This is a genomic window from Pseudoalteromonas sp. SS15 (assembly GCF_049257195.1).
Lineage (GTDB): Bacteria > Pseudomonadota > Gammaproteobacteria > Enterobacterales > Alteromonadaceae > Pseudoalteromonas.
On sequence record NZ_JBMMUD010000003.1, the window covers coordinates 394,809 to 413,858 of the forward strand.

Here is a 19,050-nt window from a genome sequence, read left to right on the forward strand (position 1 = left end):
TAGATGCAAAATGAGAAATCTAACACTATGAAGTAAAAGTGTTTTTTAGCTCTATTAAAGAACCTTCTACGATTTTTGGCAGTTTTATAATTTTACAGTTAAAACTAGCCATGAATTCGACTATAATAGCGGCCCTAAATATCGTTCAATCCTTAACCCCCGGATGAAATAACCTATGTTGATTTTACGTGGTGCGCCAGCACTTTCTGATTTCAAAGTTCAAAAAATCCTTAAAACCTGCTCTGACGCGAATTTACCAGTAACTGGTATTTATGCTGAGTTTATGCATTTTGCAGACTTAACTGCAGAGCTGAGCGACTCGGAATTAGACAAGCTAAATAAACTACTTAAGTACGGCCCAACTATCGCCGAACACGAGCCTCAAGGTGCACTTATTCTAGTAACACCACGTATTGGTACCATTTCTCCGTGGGCATCAAAAGCAACTGACATCGCTAACAACTGTGGCTTAAACAAGGTTCACCGTGTTGAGCGCGGTATTGCTTATTATTTTGAGGGTGAGCTAAGCGCAGAGCAACTAAATGACGTTGCTAAGCTAGTACACGACCGCATGACTGAGTCTGTTCACAACAGCCTTGAAGATGCAGGTCAGTTATTCCGCGTTGAAGAGCCGCGCCCAATGTCATCAGTAGACATTCTTGGCGGTGGCCGTGAAGCACTTGTGACGGCAAACGTTGAGCAAGGTTTCGCACTAGCTGACGACGAAATTGACTACCTAGTAGAAAACTTCACAAAACTAGGTCGTAACCCGAACGACATCGAGTTATTCATGTTCGCACAGGCGAACTCTGAGCACTGTCGTCACAAAATTTTCAACGCCGATTGGACAATCGACGGTGTAGAACAGCCTAAGTCGCTGTTCAAAATGATCAAGAATACTTACGAAACGCACCCAGAAAACGTACTGTCTGCTTATAAAGATAACGCAGCAGTAATGAAGGGTTCTAAAGCGGGTCGTTTCTTCCCAAATAAAGAAGGCGAGTACAGCTACAATCAAGAGAATATTGAAATCTTGATGAAGGTTGAAACGCACAACCACCCAACTGCGATTGCACCATTCTCTGGCGCATCAACTGGTTCTGGTGGTGAAATTCGTGACGAAGGCGCAACAGGTCGTGGTTCTAAGCCAAAAGCAGGTCTTGTTGGTTTTACTGTATCTAACCTTCGTATTCCTGGCTTCGAGCAGCCTTGGGAAACTAACTTCGGCAAGCCAGGCCGCATCGTTGATGCACTAGATATCATGATTGACGGCCCGCTAGGTGGCGCGGCGTTCAACAACGAATTTGGTCGTCCTAACCTACTTGGTTACTTCCGTACTTACGAAGAAAAAGTTAACAGCCATAATGGTGAAGAAGTGCGTGGTTACCACAAGCCAATTATGCTTGCAGGTGGCCTTGGTAACATCCGTACTGAGCATGTTCAAAAAGGTGAGATCCCAGTTGGCGCTAAGCTAATCGCGCTAGGTGGTCCTGCGATGAACATCGGTCTTGGTGGTGGTGCTGCATCATCAATGGCATCTGGTCAGTCAAACGAAGATTTAGACTTTGCTTCTGTACAGCGTGAAAACCCAGAAATGGAGCGTCGTTGTCAGGAAGTTATCGACAAATGTTGGCAGCTAGGTGACGAAAACCCAATCGCGTTTATTCACGATGTGGGCGCGGGTGGTCTTTCAAACGCATTCCCTGAGCTTGTAGACGACGGTGGCCGAGGTGGTAAATTCCAACTACGTAACATCCCGAACGATGAGCCGGGTATGGCACCACACGAAATTTGGTGTAACGAATCACAAGAGCGTTACGTATTGGCAGTAGCAGCAGAAGACTTCGCACGTTTTGAAGAAATCTGTAAGCGTGAGCGTGCACAGTACGCTGTAATTGGTGAAGCAACAGAAGAGCGTCACTTAACAGTTGCTGATAGTCACTTCGATAACAACCCAGTAGACCTGCCACTTGAAGTATTACTTGGTAAAGCACCTAAGATGCACCGTGACGTTGAGTCAAAGCAAGTTGAAGGCCAAGCACTTAACACTGACAGCATCAACGTAGAAGAAGCAGCTAAGCGTTTACTTCGTCTACCAACGATTGCTGAGAAAACATTCCTTATCACCATTGGTGACCGAACGGTGACTGGTTTAGTGGCTCGTGACCAAATGGTTGGTCCATGGCAGGTACCAGTAGCAAACTGTGCAGTAACAGCAGCTGCGTTTGACACATACCACGGTGAAGCAATGTCTATGGGTGAGCGTACACCTGCAGCACTTCTAAACTACGGTGCATCAGCACGTTTAGCAGTAGCAGAAGCGTTAACGAACATTGCTGGCGCAAACATTGGTGGTCTTGAGAACATCAAGCTATCTGCAAACTGGATGGCAGCAGCAGGTCACCCTGGTGAAGATGCAGGTCTTTACGAAGCAGTTAAAGCAGTAGGTGAAGAGTTATGTCCAGCACTAGGTCTGACTATCCCAGTTGGTAAAGACTCAATGTCAATGAAGACAACATGGCAAGATGACGGTGAAGACAAAGCGGTTACAGCACCACTTTCTCTAGTAATCACTGCATTTGGTCGTGTAGAAGACATTCGTAAAACAGTAACACCTCAGCTTCGCACTGATAAAGGTGACTCAAGCCTAATCCTAGTTGATTTAGGTGCAGGTCAAAACCGACTGGGTGCATCAAGCCTTGCACAGGTTTACAAGCAGCTTGGTGATAAGACGCCTGACGTTGATAGCCCAGAGCTATTAAAAGGCTTCTACAACGCGATGCAAGCACTTGTAGCTGACGAGAAGTTACTTGCTTACCACGACCGTTCAGACGGTGGTTTATTCACAACTGTTGCTGAAATGGCATTCGCCGGTCGTACAGGTGTAACTGTAAACCTTGATAGCCTAACAGGTTCTGACATCGAAGCACTTTATAACGAAGAGCTAGGTGCGGTCATTCAGGTTCGCAACTCTGACCTTGCAGCAGTTGAAGCTGTTTTAGCAGATAACGGCCTTGCGGCAATCAGCCATACTATCGGTGCACTAAACACTGAAGACAAAGTAATCTTCAACCGTGGCGGCGAAGCAGTACTTGCAAATACACGTACTGAATTACGTACTATTTGGGCTGAAACAACTTACAAGATGCAAGCACTTCGTGATAACCCTGAATGTGCTAAGCAAGAATTTGATGCAAAGTTTGACGAAAAAGATCCAGGTCTTAATGTAAAACTAAGCTTTGACCTAAACGAAGACGTAGCTGCACCTTACATCGCAACGGGTGCTAAGCCTAAGATGGCAATCCTACGTGAACAAGGTGTTAACTCACACGTTGAAATGGCAGCGGCATTTAACCGTGCAGGCTTTGCAGCAGTTGACGTACACATGAGTGACATTCTTGAAGGTCGCCTAACGCTAGAAGAGTTCAAAGGCCTTGTAGCCTGTGGTGGTTTCTCTTACGGTGACGTACTAGGTGCTGGTGAAGGTTGGGCTAAGTCAATCCTATTCAATGACATGGCACGCGAACAGTTCCAAACATTCTTTGAGCGTCAAGACACGTTTAGCTTAGGTGTGTGTAACGGCTGTCAGATGTTATCAACACTGAAAGAGCTTATCCCAGGTACTGAGCACTGGCCACGTTTTGTAACTAACAAGTCAGAGCGTTTTGAAGCACGTTTCAGTCTTGTTGAAGTACAAGAAAGCCCGTCAGTATTCTTCCAAGGTATGGCTGGTTCTCGTATGCCTATCGCAGTATCTCACGGTGAAGGTCATGCTGAGTTTGCAAACGACGCAGCAGTTAAAGCAGCACTAGAGTCTGGCACAGTTGCAGTTCAGTACGTTGATAACTTTGGTAACCCAACTACGCAATATCCGAACAACCCGAACGGTTCTCCAGAAGGTATCACAGGTATTACATCACTTGATGGTCGCGCAACAGTAATGATGCCACACCCAGAGCGTGTATTCCGTGCAGTCGCTAACTCTTGGCACCCAGATGAGTGGAAAGAGGACAGCCCGTGGATGCGTATGTTCCGTAACGCACGTAAAAACGTGGGTTAATTGAGAATTCTGTAGCATGAAAAAAGGTCACTTCGGTGGCCTTTTTTGTTGCTTACAGAAAGCTAACTCTAGGCAGCGATATCCAAAAGAAGAGTGGAAAGAAGACAGCCCATGGATGCGCATGTTCCGCAACGCTAGAAAGAACATCGGCTAATCGTTTAGTTAGATGAAAAAAGGTCACTAAGGTGGCCTTTTTTGTATATGAAAATTAAGACCGACAAAAATATCGGGAATATTTTTGAACAGCAAAGCTGGCCCGAAGGGCGAAAGGCAGGATGCCTGAAGTCATCGAAGTTTCGCAGCGTGTTTTACGCGAGTCATGGATGACGATTACTGCGTAACGCACCGGGCCGCAGCTTCAGGACGAATTAGTCTGCACTGCCTCAATTTGATTTAATTGAAAGGTCACTTCGGTGACCTTTTTTGTTTCTTGAAGAAAGCTAACTCTTGGTAGCGATACCTACGACAAGAGTGGAACGATGATATCCCATGGATGCGTTTGTTCCGTAATGCACGTAAAAATGTGTGTTAATTGAGTTAATTTATAACTCGTTAGAAAGGTCGCGAAAGCGGCCTTTTTGTGTTGCCTAAAAATGAATGAAATAATACAAGCGAGAAATTTTTTATAACACCTACATCTGATTACATTTTTGCTGATACAAACATCACAAAAGTAGGTAAAATAGCGGCGTTTAATTCTTATTAGTCAGGGTGCTATGTTTAAAAAGGGATTGCTTTGGGTAAGTGTATTTTTATTTACAGCCCTAATTTGTCTTTATGGATTTAGAAATGCATTGGTTGCCAAAATAGCTTCGCCTTATTTGGTTGATGCCAATGTAGAGCTCAGTTGTATAGATTGGTCGCTTACCGGGCTGGGTTCTATCAAGGTTGAGCGGGCATGTATTGAACATTCTGCAGCATACGTTGAATTAATAAATGCAGACATCAACTTGTCAAATATTGTTTTAGCAGAGTTGAATATTGCGCTAAAGCAAGCAAATGAGACAAGCGCTGAGACATCTCAACTTAAACCTCTTAATCTTGTATTACCTGACGAGCGTCCACTGCTGAATGTAAAAAAAATTAGTTTGTCAGGTACTCCATTAATAAAGCCTGTATCAATGAGCCTTAATGAACCAAGCCTCAACCGCTTTGAAATCAATGGTGATCTTATTGGCCAAGTTAATATATTTAAAAATAAGCTAACGCTAAACCAAGTTTCATTAGCAAGTAACGCAATACAAGCTTTTAAGCCTGAGCAAGTCAAGCTGTTAGAAGGTTCGGTGAACGCAGCATTTGACGGTCAACAGTTGAAATTTGATGGTGATATTGAAGTGCTGGCTGAGCAGCATTTACCTGAGTGCGCGGTGTCAGCAAATTCATTCGGTAATATTAGCGGTGAAGTCGATTTGTTAAATCGAGCGGCAGTTGCTGATTTGAGTGAGCTTACCAACACAGTAAAGGCCTTAGCATGCATTGAAGCATTGCAAACACACTTGCCACAGGGTGTTCAAGCTGTTGACTTAATGGCCGAGCAGGTTACTTTGCAATTACCTAGCGTGTTGTCTTTACGTAATAATGTCTTGTCGACAGATCAAGTCATACTTTCAAATGGTGCGCTAACCCAGATTCAATTAGATAGTGTAGAGGCTGAATTGCTTACCCAGAATTTTAGGTCTCAGTTTAGTTTAAAGCATCAAACAGCATTAATTGGCACATTACAGCTAGATGGGCCCATTGGTATCAGTGGTGAAGCGTTTCAAAGCCAAATATCTGTTAGTTTAATTCAACCTAATATGCCTGCTTTTTTTATCGATAACTCATCTATAGAACAAGCGAATATCAAGTTTGATTCAAAGCTTGATGTGAAAGGTAGGCTTGGCGGCGACATATCATTTAAAACAAGTAACCAGCTTGAGCTTCTAAAAGTAGACTTTATCGACGGCCAAGGTCAAGCACTTAAACTACCCAAGTTAACACTTAATCTTGATGTAGAGGGTGACCTTTCAGAGCATATAAATGCGATAGCAGATGGGGAGCTATCACTTGTATCGTTCAATCATCCTTTGGTACAGGGGCGAGACCTCAAAGCAAAGTGGCAATCAAAGCTCATCGATGATGCGATTCACCTCGAGGCTGACTGGCAGTTAAAAGGTATTAAGCAAGCAGACAATCAAATTCAAGGTATACAACAAAGCTTGAACTTAAAAGGCAGTATGCCAGATTTTATGAATACCAGTGTGCTCGCACTGACAACACAACTTGATGCGATTGCAACTCCAGAACTGATCGTAGAAGATATGAATATCACTTCTCAAGTTAATTTTAATGAAGGTATACGTTTTGAGCATGATATTGATGTGCTCGACATGAATCTATCGTTTCGCCATGAATTAACGAATAAAGCGCAGCCTTTTCAGCTTGTCATGATTGAGCAAGACCTTACCGGTTTACAGCCAGTCTTGGAACAAGTAGCACCTAAATTAAAAATAGAAACGGGTAGCACTAGTGTTGTGGCAAGTGGTGATTTGGTGTCACAGAATGTTGAGTTTGATGTGCAATTCGACGTATCCGCCTTGTTTGATATGCATTATATAAGTAATGCATCAGGCAAAATCACCGGGCAGGTCAATTCAGGTGTGATTAATATTCCAAAAACTACAGTGACAATCGACGAGTTTCGTTCAGGTGCTGTGCTAACAAACATTACCGCAGATCTACAGGCTCAAGCTAATAAGGCGTGGTTGAGTAGCATTACCGCAGAAGCGTTTGATGGTTTACTTACAGCGGATCAGGTTCGACTCTCACAAGCGGCACAACGCATTGAAGCAAAAGCTGAAAACTTAGATTTGGCAATTTTAGCTAAAGCGGGTCGTGAAGCGGGCGTAACGCTTACTGGGCGTGTATCGGGCGAGTTGCCTATTGAAGTGCGCGATGGCAAAGTGAGTATCACTGAAGGTAAGCTCTACAATTTAGGCGCGGGCTTGTTGAGTGTGTCAGAAAATGCATCAGTGAATGCACTCAAAGCCCAACAGCCGCAACTGAAGACTGTGATTGGCTTACTAGATAATTTAGATATAGATACGCTGCACAGTGATGTGGCATTAACAGAAGACGGTTGGTTAACATTGGGTGTGAATATTAAAGGCGAAAACAAAAGCCAAGCACAGCCTGTGAATTTTAATTACACGCATCATGAAAACATTTACACCTTATTTAAGGCGTTACGATTGAATGATGAAATTAGTCAACAAGTAGAGAAAGCTTTAACTCAATAGGGGAACACCATGAAGTGGATAGCGGCTTTATTCAGTGCCTTAGTGCTTATGGGATGTACGCACAAGGTACAAGTAGAAACCAAAGAACCAATCACCATTAATTTGAATGTAAAAGTAGATCATGAGATCCGAGTAAAAGTAGATAAAGAGCTAGATGACTTATTTAGCGATGACAGTGAGTTATTCTAAGGAGAACGTTATGAAAAAGAGTGTATTTTTATTGCCAATTTTAGCCTTAAGTTTTGCCTTTTCAGCTTTCGCATTAGATTTAACTGCGGCTAAATCTCAAGGGCTGGTAGGTGAAACTGCATCGGGTTATTTAGCTACAGTTAAAAACAGTGCTGATGCAAAAAGCCTAGTTGACTCAATCAATGCCAAGCGTAAAGCAAAGTATGAGCAGTTAGCGAAAAAACACGGTATTACCTTAGCGCAGGTCGAACAACAAGCTGGCAAAAAAGCATTGCAAAAAACAGCGAAAGGCCACTTTGTAAAAGTAAATGGCAAGTGGGTTAAGAAGTAATATTTTGAAAGCTAAAAGCTAAAAGCTAAAAGCTAAAAGCTAAAAGCTAAAAGCTAAAAGCACAGTGAGCTCTTTAAGCGCTGTGCTTTTTTGTTTCTATCATTTTTTTATTTATTCAAACTTTTTTCAAAACCGCTGCGACTAACCTTTCAAACACTGATTAACAATGACATCAACAGGAAAGGTGACTGCCATGAAAATTCAAGCCCTCATAACCGTATTAAGCAGCGCAGTTTTAACAGCATGTGTTGCTGCCAATGCTGCACCAGAGAAACAAGTAGATTCTGATTACCGTATCCAAGTATTTAAAGACTGTGAAAAAGTAAAAGATATGCCTATGTCTAAATCACAGATTTCTGCCTATCAGGCACTGCAAAATATCGAAGACACAATGACAGGGCTTGAAAAGCCCGTTCGTGATATGGATGAAGAGCTAGAAGTGTATCAAGAGCAGCTAGAAGAGCTGGCTGATGCGGTGACCTATGAAGATGACAATGTGCTAAAAATAGATAAGCAGAAGTTACGGGAGCAAAAGCAGCTAGCACGCAAAATAGAGCAAATAGTGAGACATCACGAAGCCGATATTCGTGCAATTGAAAAAGAAGCGAGAAGAATTGAAGCGGCGTCAATGCGTTTTGAACGCGCCATTAAACCCAGTCTCGAAGGCTTAGAACATGATCAAGTACAAATTATTAATCGCAAGACAGCAAAGCCATATAGATGTTACCAACATGGCTAAATAGAAACGCATTTGTACAATAAGAAAAGGCCTTAAACATTAAATTAAGGCCTTTTACAGTTAGAGCAGGGAGTCTAGCTGCTAGTTTTAAAGCTTATGTTTTCAAATCATTGTTTTTTAATTTCTAGGATTAATTGTCAGCGGTGTTAAGGTGATTCTTGCGTTATTGCTGGCGCCCATATGATTACTGTAGGTTTGACCCTCAAATAGTGTGTAGAACACATCTAGGTAATCATCATCATTACTAAACCAGTGACTTGGCATGGCTTTAATTAACTGGTTAGTTAATTGCGGAATAATCGCATAGCCTTGTACATTCGGGTCTGGTATTGCGCGCATCACCTGAGTAACAATATCTAAAAATGTCGTCGCCAAGTCTTGATAGTTAGTATTATCATCTTGCTCCATCAACAAGACATCGGCAGCCTGCCAGCGGTAGCGCTCCCAATGGATCAGAATTTGGTTTGGCGTATAGTCAGTGCCATCATGATCTAGGTATGGCATATCGACGATGTCTAAGATTGGCTCATCACGAGATGGACTTACGCCAGTCACCACCGCATAGACTTCTGCTTTACCAGAGATCCAAGGCTCTTCATCATCATTCAAGCGAATTCTATCGAGCTTTGATGTAGAGATAGATGACGCTTGCATTGTTTGCTGTGCCATAAATTCCGCTTCAGGCTGATTGCGTGCTTGCTCAAAAATAGACTGCATAATAGCAAGGCCTTCTTTTTTAACTTGCTGACCGTCTAATTCTAAAATCAGAACAGGTTGAGAGGGCATAGTATGCGCATCTAGCAGATGTACATTGCCCTCAGCGTCAAATGCTTCAATGTATATCCAATCTTTATCATCACCTTTAGGAGCAAACGCAATAATGGGTTGTTGACCGTCTTGCCATTGCTCAAGCATCTTTTCAGAGGCAAGTCTAAGTTGGTAAAGGTTAGTGCTTTCTTGTTCCAAGCCTTTTAGAGAACGCGTACGAGCGTTGGCGCTTTGCATCAACTGCTGATTATTTTGGGTTAAATGCAGTTTGCTTAACTTAGCAGTGTGGTTTTTATTAAGCATGTTTAACCAATGCTTATTTTGTGATTTTAAGTCTCTCGCGACATTGCTCGCCAGTACGCGCTTTATGTCAGTGACCTGCATAGTACTATGATTAAACTGGTCAATTATGTCGAGCTCAGGGTGCGGAGAGAGCGCATTTGTGGTTTTAACGAGGTCTGCTGAAAAGCTGGAAAAGCTTGCCAATAATGAGCCCATTAAGGCTGTTTTAATTAAGTGATTCATAAGATTTCCTTGAAATAATCCGTGTCTATGTTGTTCACAACACCCATCGAGGTGTAACGATAAAATAGAGTAACAACTTTATATCGTCAATTTATTTATAACATTTATTTTACATTGTGCGGTTTTAGGAATAAGGGATTAGACGAAGTCCCTAATAAAAATAAGGTTTAAGTATCAGTTTTTGGATTGAGAAAATAAATTTTAAATGTAACAAAGTTGTTGTATTTTCATTTTGGATTTATTTAAGGACAATCATTATGACAACACCAAAGACATTTCTGTTACTCAGAGTAAGCCTAACTATGGCTTGTGCTTTAAGTTCAACCAATCTCATGGCGAATGACTTTGCCGCTTTAGATGAAGCATTACCCGCTTCGTATGTTATCAATGGTACAGAACCCATCTTCGATTTTGATGGTGATGGTTGCTTGCCGAGCGCAGGTATAAGCCGTACCGGGCAGCAAAATGCCGGGTTGAAAACATCAGGCAGTTTAAGCGGAAACTGCCGAGATACTTGGTTTCTTAATACCTCTAATACCGTACACCGTTATGCGTGCAAAGATACCCCAAGTGGGCAGTATTGCGCGCATTTCTATGCACTTTATTTTAAAAAAGACCAAGTATTTTCATACTTTGGAGGAGGGCATCGTCATGATTGGGAATATGCAGCTGTATGGACCAAAGATGGATTAGTGACGCATGGCAGTTACAGTGCGCATGGAGACTTGTTTACTAAGCCCGCATCTGAGCTGCCTATGGAAAATGGCCATTTAAAAATTGTTTATCACAAAGATGGCATTTTGACTCATGCGCTTCGCTTTGCCAAAAGCAATGAAATTGCTGAAACGGCCTATAACCGCTTTGTAACGCCACCTATTATTAGTTGGTACGAGATGCAAGGAGATGGCATCGATAACCATGGCTTACGTGAAAAGCTGAATCAGTATGATTACGGCTCTGCCACTTTACCAGTTAAAGATAGCCGGTTTGTTTATAATATAAATCGCTTTAAACCAGTGGGTTATCCAGAGTTTACTGAACAGGATGCATTAAACGCTCAGTAACTGATGTATGGCGGGAAGCTTGTGCTTCTCGCAAAAATCTACCTCTAATATTAAGATTAATATCACTTTTAGAAATACCATCTACACTTAAATACATCAGTTTTGTTTGTGTATGAACCTATGTATTTCAGAGTCTTACTTATACTTTTTTGCACATTTCTATTGGGTTGTACTGAGCAAGCTCAAACACCATTGAGGATAGGAACCAATACTTGGCCTGGCTATGAGCCTTTATATGTTACTCAAAAGAAATATCCAGAATTTCAAACACAGATAAAGTTTGTAGAGTACAGGAATGCTTCTCAGGTACTCAACGGGATAATAAATAACTCGATTGATGTCGCTGCCGTGACGCTTGATGAAGCGGTAAAAATTAAAACCTTAGGTTATGATATCCAAGTAGTTTGGGTTATTGATGAGTCATTTGGTGCTGACGCGTTAATGTCACTGCACTATGACTCTATTTTAGAGCTTAAAGGAAAGAAAATCGGTGTAGAAACCTCAGCACTAGGGGCCTACTTTTTAAAACGATTTTTAGAAATAAACCAATTAAAAAAATCAGACTTTGAAATTGTTAATTTAGAAGTAAACCGCCATTATTCTGCTGTGATTGAAGAGCAAGTTGATGCTGTTCTCACCTTTGACCCCGTAAAAAGTAAACTACTTGCAGCAGGGGCTGCAAACCTATTTGATAGCACCCAGATCCCGGGTGAAATCATTGATGTTTTAATTGTTAATCAGCATGACTTTAATGCTAATCAGCAAACTGTATTGAGCGCTTTTTTAGCAGCTAACTCAAAAACAGTGGCCGCAATAAATCACAACATTACACCTTACTTTCATTCTTTAAATAATAGGCTTAACTTACCTGAAGCACAGTTTTATGCGTCCTACCAACAATTACATTTATTTGATCTAGATAAAGTAACAGACTGGTATACCCAAGTTGACACTCAAAAGCAGCTCGTTAAAAGGTTCTCTTCGGTATTGAAAGAAGAGCAAATAACCACACAAGATTGCGACTGTGATGATTTAATCAGTCCGGAAATTTTAGATATGGTACGAAATGAAAAGTAAACTGCTGATATCTGTCTTACTCATTATTACAGCTGTAGTTAGTTGTATTTTTCTGGCCTATCAATTGGTTATTAAACAACGCTTAGTCGATAGTATTGCTGAAGATAATTTGGCGCGTTTAAGTTTTAGTGCAGAGATACTTGCGTATAATTTTAGTCATAATGACATTGAGCAAAGCAAGAACTGGCTTACTTTAAAAAGCGAACTAAGAGATGTCGAAAGAGTAATTCTAGTCACCGCGAATAAAGTTGTGGTGGCATCGAATCAAATTGCTGATGAGGGCAAGCCATTATTGGAAATAGATGCAAATATCTTTAATTTTGTCTCCTCAGATACGCGATTAGATGTGGACGAGAATTGGTTGCAGCTGGTTCAACCTATTTATGAATTGGGTTCCAATAAAGCGAGTCATTATTTATACCTTAAACGTAATATAAGTAACAAGCTTGAGCAGTTGCAACGACAAGTATTCTACTTGTCAGTGATGTTAATTAGTCTATTTTTATTTTTCTTTTTTTTATATTTAAAAGTTAAAAGGCAAGAGCTCAAAAGGGCCATCTTTGAGATCCAGCGAGTCATTACACAATTTAATGATGGGGCGTATAGCGCCAGGATCACCGAAAATAAGCAAAGTGATTTTTTTCCGTTGCAATGTACTTTAAACGACTCTTTTGCATTAAATGAATACTTGCAAAGCTATTTAAATGCGCAGGCACAATTTTCCGAATTGGTGAATGGCTTGGTAACGGATGCCATTGTAGAAACAGATGCGCAAGGCATGATCACCCATGTTAATAAAACCGCAGTTACCATGTTTGGTTATAGTCATGAGGCTGAACTATTGGGTAGTAATGTCATTGTATTAATACCGACACAATATCAGCGCAAACACAGCCAAAGCATGATGAATCACTCCGGTAAGAAGCACATGGAGCAAGTGCTCAACACGATCAGAAATGTGGCAGCGGTTAAAAAAAATGGCGAAGCTTTCCCAGTAGAAATTGTTATTTCTCAATATAAAGTCAATGAACAGCAGCGATATATTGCCTTTGTCAGAGACTTTAGTGATGTTGCAAAATATGAGCAATCAATAAAAAAACTCGCGTATTTTGATTCATTAACTGAGCTCCAGAATTTAAATGGCGTTATTCATCAATTAAAAGCGCTCAAATTACCTATGCAACTATCAGTGATTGAGCTTGAAGGGCTGCAAGATTTAAATGACGTTTATGGTCCAAAAATCGGCGACCAATATATTTGTGCTTTTGCTAACGCGTTAACAGAGCTTCCTCTACAGGGCATGATAGCTGCGCGAGTGCGCTCTAGCCGGTTTATCGTGCTTCATCAAAGCTCACTTAAAGAAGAGAGTAAGCAGTTTCATAAGCTAAACAAAAAAGAAGTCGAATTAGATGACTTTTATGTGAAGCTAAAATTTGTTCGTTGTACTGCCAAGCTTTTAAGTAGTGAAAGTCTCAGTGACTTACTTGGTCAATGTGATTTGGCTTTACGGGATCTAGATAATCGAAGTTATGGCTCTGTTGTTAAGATTGATGTGGACTTTTTGGAAGAGCTGAAATACCAGGCTTGGCTCAAGCAAGCGCTTGAAAAAGCGATAGAAGAACAAGATCTATACTTTGATTACCAACCAAAATTCGATACAAAAACGTTAAAGCCTTGTGCAGCTGAGGCACTCATAAGATGGCAGTGTGAAGGAGAGGTGATTTCCCCTGGGGTGTTTATCACCTTGGCAGAGAAAAAAGGCATGATGCCTCAGTTAGACAGGTATGTGATCAGAACTGTATGTAAGCAGATCCGTCAATGGCTTGATATGGGGTTAGAAGTCTTGCCAATCTCAATCAATCTATCGGCAAGACATTTATTTGAGCAAGAAACCATCGCTGTTATTTTTGAGCACGTTGGGGAGTTTGATATTCCACCACATATGCTTGAAGTAGAAGTCACTGAGTATGGTTTGATAAAAGATTATAAAAAAACAGCCATTAATATGATGCGTTTAGAGAAGGCGGGTATTTCAGTGGCGATTGATGACTACGGTACCGGGCATGCAAATTTAGAAACCGTGTTATCACTGCCCATTAAGCACTTAAAAATAGATCAAAGTTTTATTCGTTTAGGTATGAAGTCAGTAAAAGGGCAGGCAATTCTAGAAAATATTATTTCGTTAGCTAAGTCGCTAAAAGTGGTTACCACCGCTGAAGGTGTTGAAACACAAGAGCAGCTAGACTACCTGAAAAATGCGAAATGTGACGCAATTCAAGGCTATTTGTTATCAAAACCTATGAAGTTAAAAGATTTTGAATCCTTGATGAAGGAGTCAAATAAAGCAGTGTAAAGAAGCTATCGCTTCCTTACACTTCAATGAAATAATCGTTGGCTGGTTTGTTGTTCATTTAGCTTAAATATATGCTTCAGATTACTACTCTTATTTGATGCCATGACTGTTAACTCTTTGCTTTTTTCTGTGTCGCCAAATAAAGACGCATTCAATGTTGTGCTATTTGATAATGGTGATAAGAACTTACCAATCACCACTATCTGTTCTACGGTGTTTTGTTCCTTTGTATGGCTTTTCTGCGGCGCTAATAGTGCGCCACTCAAATACGTTTTTTTATTTTTTTCTGTTAAATAAATCGATTTGGTGATGAATGAAATGATCTCTTGTTGTCGCGTTTTTATCTCTTTCATTGTTAATTGATTATCGTTATTTTCATCAAATTTTAAGAATGCAGAGGAAGGTAAAGAAAGTACTAAATAGCCCCCAGTATCATCAAAATTAAGCGTACCTTTATGCGGTGCCATTAAATGTGCATGGCTAGCCGTACTGAAAATAAGACTTAAAAACCAAGTAAAAAAGACCATGGCACTTAAATGATTTATTCTATTCATAGCTCGCGCTCCTTAACTAAAGTATGCCTTTTACACAGCGTTGAAAATACGGGTAAGAATCGGTGGCGTAGTAATGATAAATACCTTGAGGGAACTCAGGTGTTACACCAAAGCGACCATTGCATTCGTCTAAATCTCCAGATCCTGCTACATATTGCCAATCTTCGGCAAAGGTGCCTAAAGGGTACACTTCAACAGATGGGCGACTAGCGCTGATATTTTCAATCAACTGATAGCTGCCGGTGATTATTTTTATTGGCGAACTAGCATTGCTTGCTTCGCTAGAGCCATATCTTGCGTATATAGGAAAGCCATCAGCCGCCCAGCCAATTAAAGTCATGGTTGTGTTATTGCCACCTCTGAGCGTTATAAACCCTTCCGGCATGCCATGATAGTGATAGGCTCCACCAGGTTGCACATGAGCGTTATTGTCGTCGGTGCCGAAGTTAAAACTGGTTTGTCCCAGCGCTTCAATATGCCAACTCCCTTCATTGCCAATCAGGCTACAGTTATTACCCGAATCATCACAGGTACCAGCAGTATTGGCGTCAATCTTGACGCCATTTAAAACATAGCCAGTCGCATCACGAGGGCCACCTAAAGTACTTGCTGTTGTGCTTTCATTGGGAGTGAGCGTATAGGCTATAGAAACGTTTTGCTCACTGATTTCATTGGGGTTATTGGCATTGGGAAATTGCCCCGTAGCGTGGTCTGGTAGACCATTGGCCGTTAACGTTCGATTGCTGCCATCGCATGACCACTGAGCGTTGCTGGTGGCTTGGACAGAAGCTGAATCATTGTATTCATTGTAATAATAATCGCATAGTACACCGTCAGTAGAACCATTTATAGATGCAGTACCATTGTCTGTGTCGTTATTGGAAGAAGTGCTGTTGTCAGAGTCTGTAGAGCTATTAGAGTTACCTTGAGTAGCGTTATTACTTGTGTCGTCACTAGCTGATGAGTTATCAGCTATGATCTCGTTCTTAGTGCTGTCAGAACTACCGCAACCAAATAGTGTAAAAGTGGTTGCGAATAGAAGGAGATACTTAGGTGTTATGAGATTGGTCAGTTTCATCACAATCACTCCGATTAGTAAAGCTTCAATTGGATTATGAATTAACTGTAGGTCTTAATTGTGCAGTAAATGTGCACAAAGTGTCAGCCTTTTGCAAAGCCATAGACTGACACAAGAATTTATATGCTAACCAAGCTTATCTTTTAATTGAGCGTATTGATAATACCCCCATTGCCCAAAGCGTCTCAGGCTAGGAAATGGCAAATAAGGCAGTGGTGTTCGATATAAAGGTAAGTTTGGTACTGTGACTCCCGCGATTTGTTGCGCTAGTCGGTAAGCGGCTTGTGCACTAAAAGAGACGCCTGCACCACAATACCCAAGCGTATAGCCAATATTTCCTTGCACAGTGACGTGAGGCATATCATCGAGCGCAGCCGCAATATAACCATGCCAATAATAGTCGTGACTGATGTTGCTTAGAGTCGGGAAGCAATCAGCCAGGCCTTTCTTTAGGTTACTTAAATAGGTTGGCTTATTTTGGTCTTTGGCAAAAATTGCGCCACGGCCGCCGAATAACAAGCGATTATCAGGCAATAAACGGTAATAGTATTTTAAGGTGCGCGTATCCATCGTCACTTGGTGGGTTTTTAGCCCTGAGCTTTCGAGCTGGGCTTGAGTGAGTGGCTTGGTTACCATAATGCTACTGAGGATAGGTAGATAGCGGTTATTAATAACTGGCGAAGTTAACTTACTGTTATAGGCGTTCCCGGAGATCACCAACTTTTTGGCTTGGATATTAAAGCCATTGGCTTTAAGGGTCACATGGCTACCTGTGTCATTAATATCACTTGCCAGTGTATGCTCACATATTTTAACGTCAGCCTTCATGGCCATTTTTTTATAACCCAGCACAAGCTTAAGCGGGTGAATACCAAAGCCATCGGGTAAACGCATCGCGCCATAGGCTTGCTGGTTATTCATGTAACCTGCTTTTAATTCTTCAACTGACACAAACTCGGCATCACTTGAAAGGTGTTTTTGTAAGAACTCTGCTTGCGCTTTAAGACCTGCAAAGGCCTGCTGATTATGCGCTATTTTTAGGTAGCCTTTTGGTTGTGGTTCGCAGGCTATTTGTTGACTTTGAATCAGATCTTCTACTCGTTGCACCGCTTCTGTAAATTCGCCATAAATCCCTTGGCAAACATCCATGCCCCATTTATTTGCCATTTGTGGGTAGCTCAAACGTCCCGAGCCTTTAAGTACAAAACCCGCATTGCGTGCACTGGCACCAAAACCAACTTGGTTTGCTTCAAGCACAATACATTCTTGCTGATACTCAGTTGCTAAATAATAGGCGGTAAGTAAACCGCTAAAACCACCGCCAATAATGACGACATCACAATTTGTATCAGACGTAATAGCAGGGAGTCGGTCAGGCAATGCTTGGGTACTGGCCCAATAACTAGGTGCGAAGGCTTGGTTTTGGCAGTGTTGTGCGCTAATAGGGTCGTAATATTTGCTCATGATTTATTGTTATTTGAAGAATAAAAGCACTGAGCAGTGTATTACTTGAAAGAAGAGAAGTAAAAGGCCACGAATGTGGCCTTTTTAAAATGCTTAGTCTAGTGCTGCATCTAAATCTATAAAAACATAATTACTAAATTTATCTTTTGTGATGTGCTTACCTTGAGCCCTTTCTTCTAACAAGGCATCAACGCTTTTCTTATCAGTAGGATTGCCAGCATATCCTGATAAAAAGATATCAAGCTGCTCAAGAGTCGCGTTGCCTGCAGGTTCAGGGAATACAGAGCCAAATGATAAGTCTGGTACTTTACCACTGATATAGCCCCTAATATTCATATCAAATCGTGTTTCGGCTGCATCATCAACTAAGAAGCTGAAATCAATTTCAACATTTGTGAGGCGATCATCAACTGAGCTAAAGTCGTAGCTCAAGTCGCTGGCATTTGCAAAAGCCACAATATCGGCGCTTAGATCGGGTGATATGACAGGTAACTCAGTAAGATCAAACGAGCCGTCATTTTTTATTCTACTTCGCGCTTGGCTTATCATGCGAACGTATACATCGCCCACATAACTTTCCTCGTCAAAGTATTGTCGGTAGAAGTTATGCTCGGTTAAGGTCGGGAAAATAAATACAGGTGTAAGTTGTTCGACTTGTCTAAATTGATAGAATTTAAATTTGTTTGTTGCTTCAAAATATCCAGCAGTCGTAATGTACTCAGTTCCTGCGCTGACTTGATGGTCTACCCAGACACCTTGGTCGTTAAAGTCAGCATCAGTGAGCTTGATTGTTTTTGTATCTGTTGGCAAGGCCATGACAGTAGCCTTGGCTTCATTTGAATCGTTTGCGACAACTGAGAAGTAAATGTCTTCATCAGTACATACTCTTAAAGTGTCAGTAACAGAGCTAAAATAACCCGCATAAAGTGAGTAGCCTGTTTCCATATACGAAAGTTCACTGGTGTCTAGCGTGTAAGTTTCACAGCCGCAATCAGATTTGAACTGATTAAAATAAAACTTACCCAAATTGGTTCTGTTATCTATATCTAAAACGGTGCGAATCTTTTTATACTCGCCGTCATCATACTCAACTTCATCACCTAATACTGAAACGTGTTTCGTATCTTTTGGTACTTCACCAGAAAATACACCATCAGCATTTGTTTTGGCTGTACCCACAGGCTTGCCTTCCTTGTTGTGGAAAACAATATCGGTTGAATAAGGTGTCTCGGTTTGACAAGAGTAAGTGTAGGCTTCTAAAGATATTTTTTGTAGTGGTGCAGTCACGCCGCCGCTACCTGTGCCTTCAGAAGGAGCATCTTCACCAGATGAACCGCCGCCACATGCCGTTAAAGTGAGTGTTAATGCTGCTGCAAGAGGAGTGAGTAAATATTTTTTCATTACTTATCTTTTATGTTGTTTTTATTGAATAAATTATCTCACTTTCGAATGTTGGGTGAAAGAATGTAGATAATTTGGAATGTGATGAAATGTAAACAATGAGTGAAAAGGTTAGATGTTGTGGAGGCTGATTCGGATAAGAAAAAATAAGGTGCAGAGTAAATACCTA

13 protein-coding genes are annotated in these 19,050 nt (G+C 41.2%); 8 read left to right on the forward strand and 5 right to left on the reverse strand.

Annotation, left to right across the window (positions count from 1 at the left end):
• Window positions 1–175 precede the first annotated feature (175 nt).
• From purL to AAEU28_RS08820, 5 genes are all read left to right on the forward strand, one after another.
• Window positions 176–4,060: a phosphoribosylformylglycinamidine synthase gene (gene purL, locus AAEU28_RS08800; protein ID WP_421963767.1), complete on the forward strand. Its 3,885-nt coding sequence runs from the start codon at window positions 176–178 to the stop codon at window positions 4,058–4,060.
• A 716-nt stretch (window positions 4,061–4,776) separates the two neighbouring features.
• Entirely contained in the window at window positions 4,777–7,338 is a 2,562-nt protein-coding gene (locus AAEU28_RS08805; protein ID WP_421963768.1) for an intermembrane phospholipid transport protein YdbH family protein, read from the forward strand.
• Between the two features lie 9 nt (window positions 7,339–7,347).
• Entirely contained in the window at window positions 7,348–7,527 is a 180-nt protein-coding gene (locus AAEU28_RS08810; RefSeq protein WP_058029035.1) for a YnbE family lipoprotein, read from the forward strand.
• 10 nt (window positions 7,528–7,537) lie between these two features.
• The gene (locus AAEU28_RS08815; protein WP_058029036.1) at window positions 7,538–7,858 is read left to right on the forward strand and encodes a YdbL family protein; all 321 of its coding nucleotides are present in this window, start codon (window positions 7,538–7,540) and stop codon (window positions 7,856–7,858) included.
• Window positions 7,859–8,051: 193 nt separating this feature from the next.
• The gene (locus AAEU28_RS08820; RefSeq protein WP_421963769.1) at window positions 8,052–8,597 is read left to right on the forward strand and encodes a hypothetical protein; all 546 of its coding nucleotides are present in this window, start codon (window positions 8,052–8,054) and stop codon (window positions 8,595–8,597) included.
• Between the two features lie 117 nt (window positions 8,598–8,714).
• On the opposite strand, the gene AAEU28_RS08825 is transcribed toward AAEU28_RS08820, so the two are convergent.
• Window positions 8,715–9,890 carry a DUF3103 family protein gene (locus AAEU28_RS08825; RefSeq protein ID WP_421963770.1) on the reverse strand — a complete coding sequence of 392 codons (1,176 nt, stop codon included), beginning with the start codon at window positions 9,888–9,890 and terminating at the stop codon, window positions 8,715–8,717.
• A 257-nt stretch (window positions 9,891–10,147) separates the two neighbouring features.
• On the opposite strand from AAEU28_RS08825, the gene AAEU28_RS08830 reads away from it, so the two are divergent.
• From AAEU28_RS08830 to AAEU28_RS08840, 3 genes are all read left to right on the forward strand, one after another.
• Window positions 10,148–10,954: an NPP1 family protein gene (locus tag AAEU28_RS08830; protein ID WP_421963771.1), complete on the forward strand. Its 807-nt coding sequence runs from the start codon at window positions 10,148–10,150 to the stop codon at window positions 10,952–10,954.
• Window positions 10,955–11,146: 192 nt separating this feature from the next.
• Window positions 11,147–12,031 (forward strand): ABC transporter substrate-binding protein, encoded by an 885-nt coding sequence (locus AAEU28_RS08835; protein ID WP_421963772.1) that lies wholly within the window; start codon window positions 11,147–11,149, stop codon window positions 12,029–12,031.
• Window positions 12,021–14,384 carry an EAL domain-containing protein gene (locus tag AAEU28_RS08840; RefSeq protein ID WP_421963773.1) on the forward strand — a complete coding sequence of 788 codons (2,364 nt, stop codon included), beginning with the start codon at window positions 12,021–12,023 and terminating at the stop codon, window positions 14,382–14,384. The genes AAEU28_RS08835 and AAEU28_RS08840 overlap by 11 nt, the downstream gene beginning before the upstream one ends.
• 23 nt (window positions 14,385–14,407) lie before the next feature.
• Here AAEU28_RS08840 and AAEU28_RS08845 read toward each other — a convergent pair whose 3' ends face one another.
• From AAEU28_RS08845 to AAEU28_RS08860, 4 genes are all read right to left on the reverse strand, one after another.
• Complete coding sequence (locus AAEU28_RS08845) at window positions 14,408–14,938, reverse strand: hypothetical protein (protein WP_421963774.1); 531 nt, start codon at window positions 14,936–14,938, stop codon at window positions 14,408–14,410.
• A gap of 16 nt (window positions 14,939–14,954) precedes the next feature.
• Window positions 14,955–16,016 (reverse strand): YHYH protein, encoded by a 1,062-nt coding sequence (locus tag AAEU28_RS08850; RefSeq protein ID WP_421963775.1) that lies wholly within the window; start codon window positions 16,014–16,016, stop codon window positions 14,955–14,957.
• A 126-nt stretch (window positions 16,017–16,142) separates the two neighbouring features.
• Window positions 16,143–17,480, reverse strand: coding sequence for an NAD(P)/FAD-dependent oxidoreductase (locus AAEU28_RS08855; protein WP_421963776.1), 1,338 nt, complete (start codon window positions 17,478–17,480; stop codon window positions 16,143–16,145).
• A 93-nt stretch (window positions 17,481–17,573) separates the two neighbouring features.
• On the reverse strand, window positions 17,574–18,881 hold the full coding sequence (locus AAEU28_RS08860; protein WP_421963777.1) for a hypothetical protein: 1,308 nt from the start codon (window positions 18,879–18,881) through the stop codon (window positions 17,574–17,576).
• Window positions 18,882–19,050 lie beyond the last annotated feature (169 nt).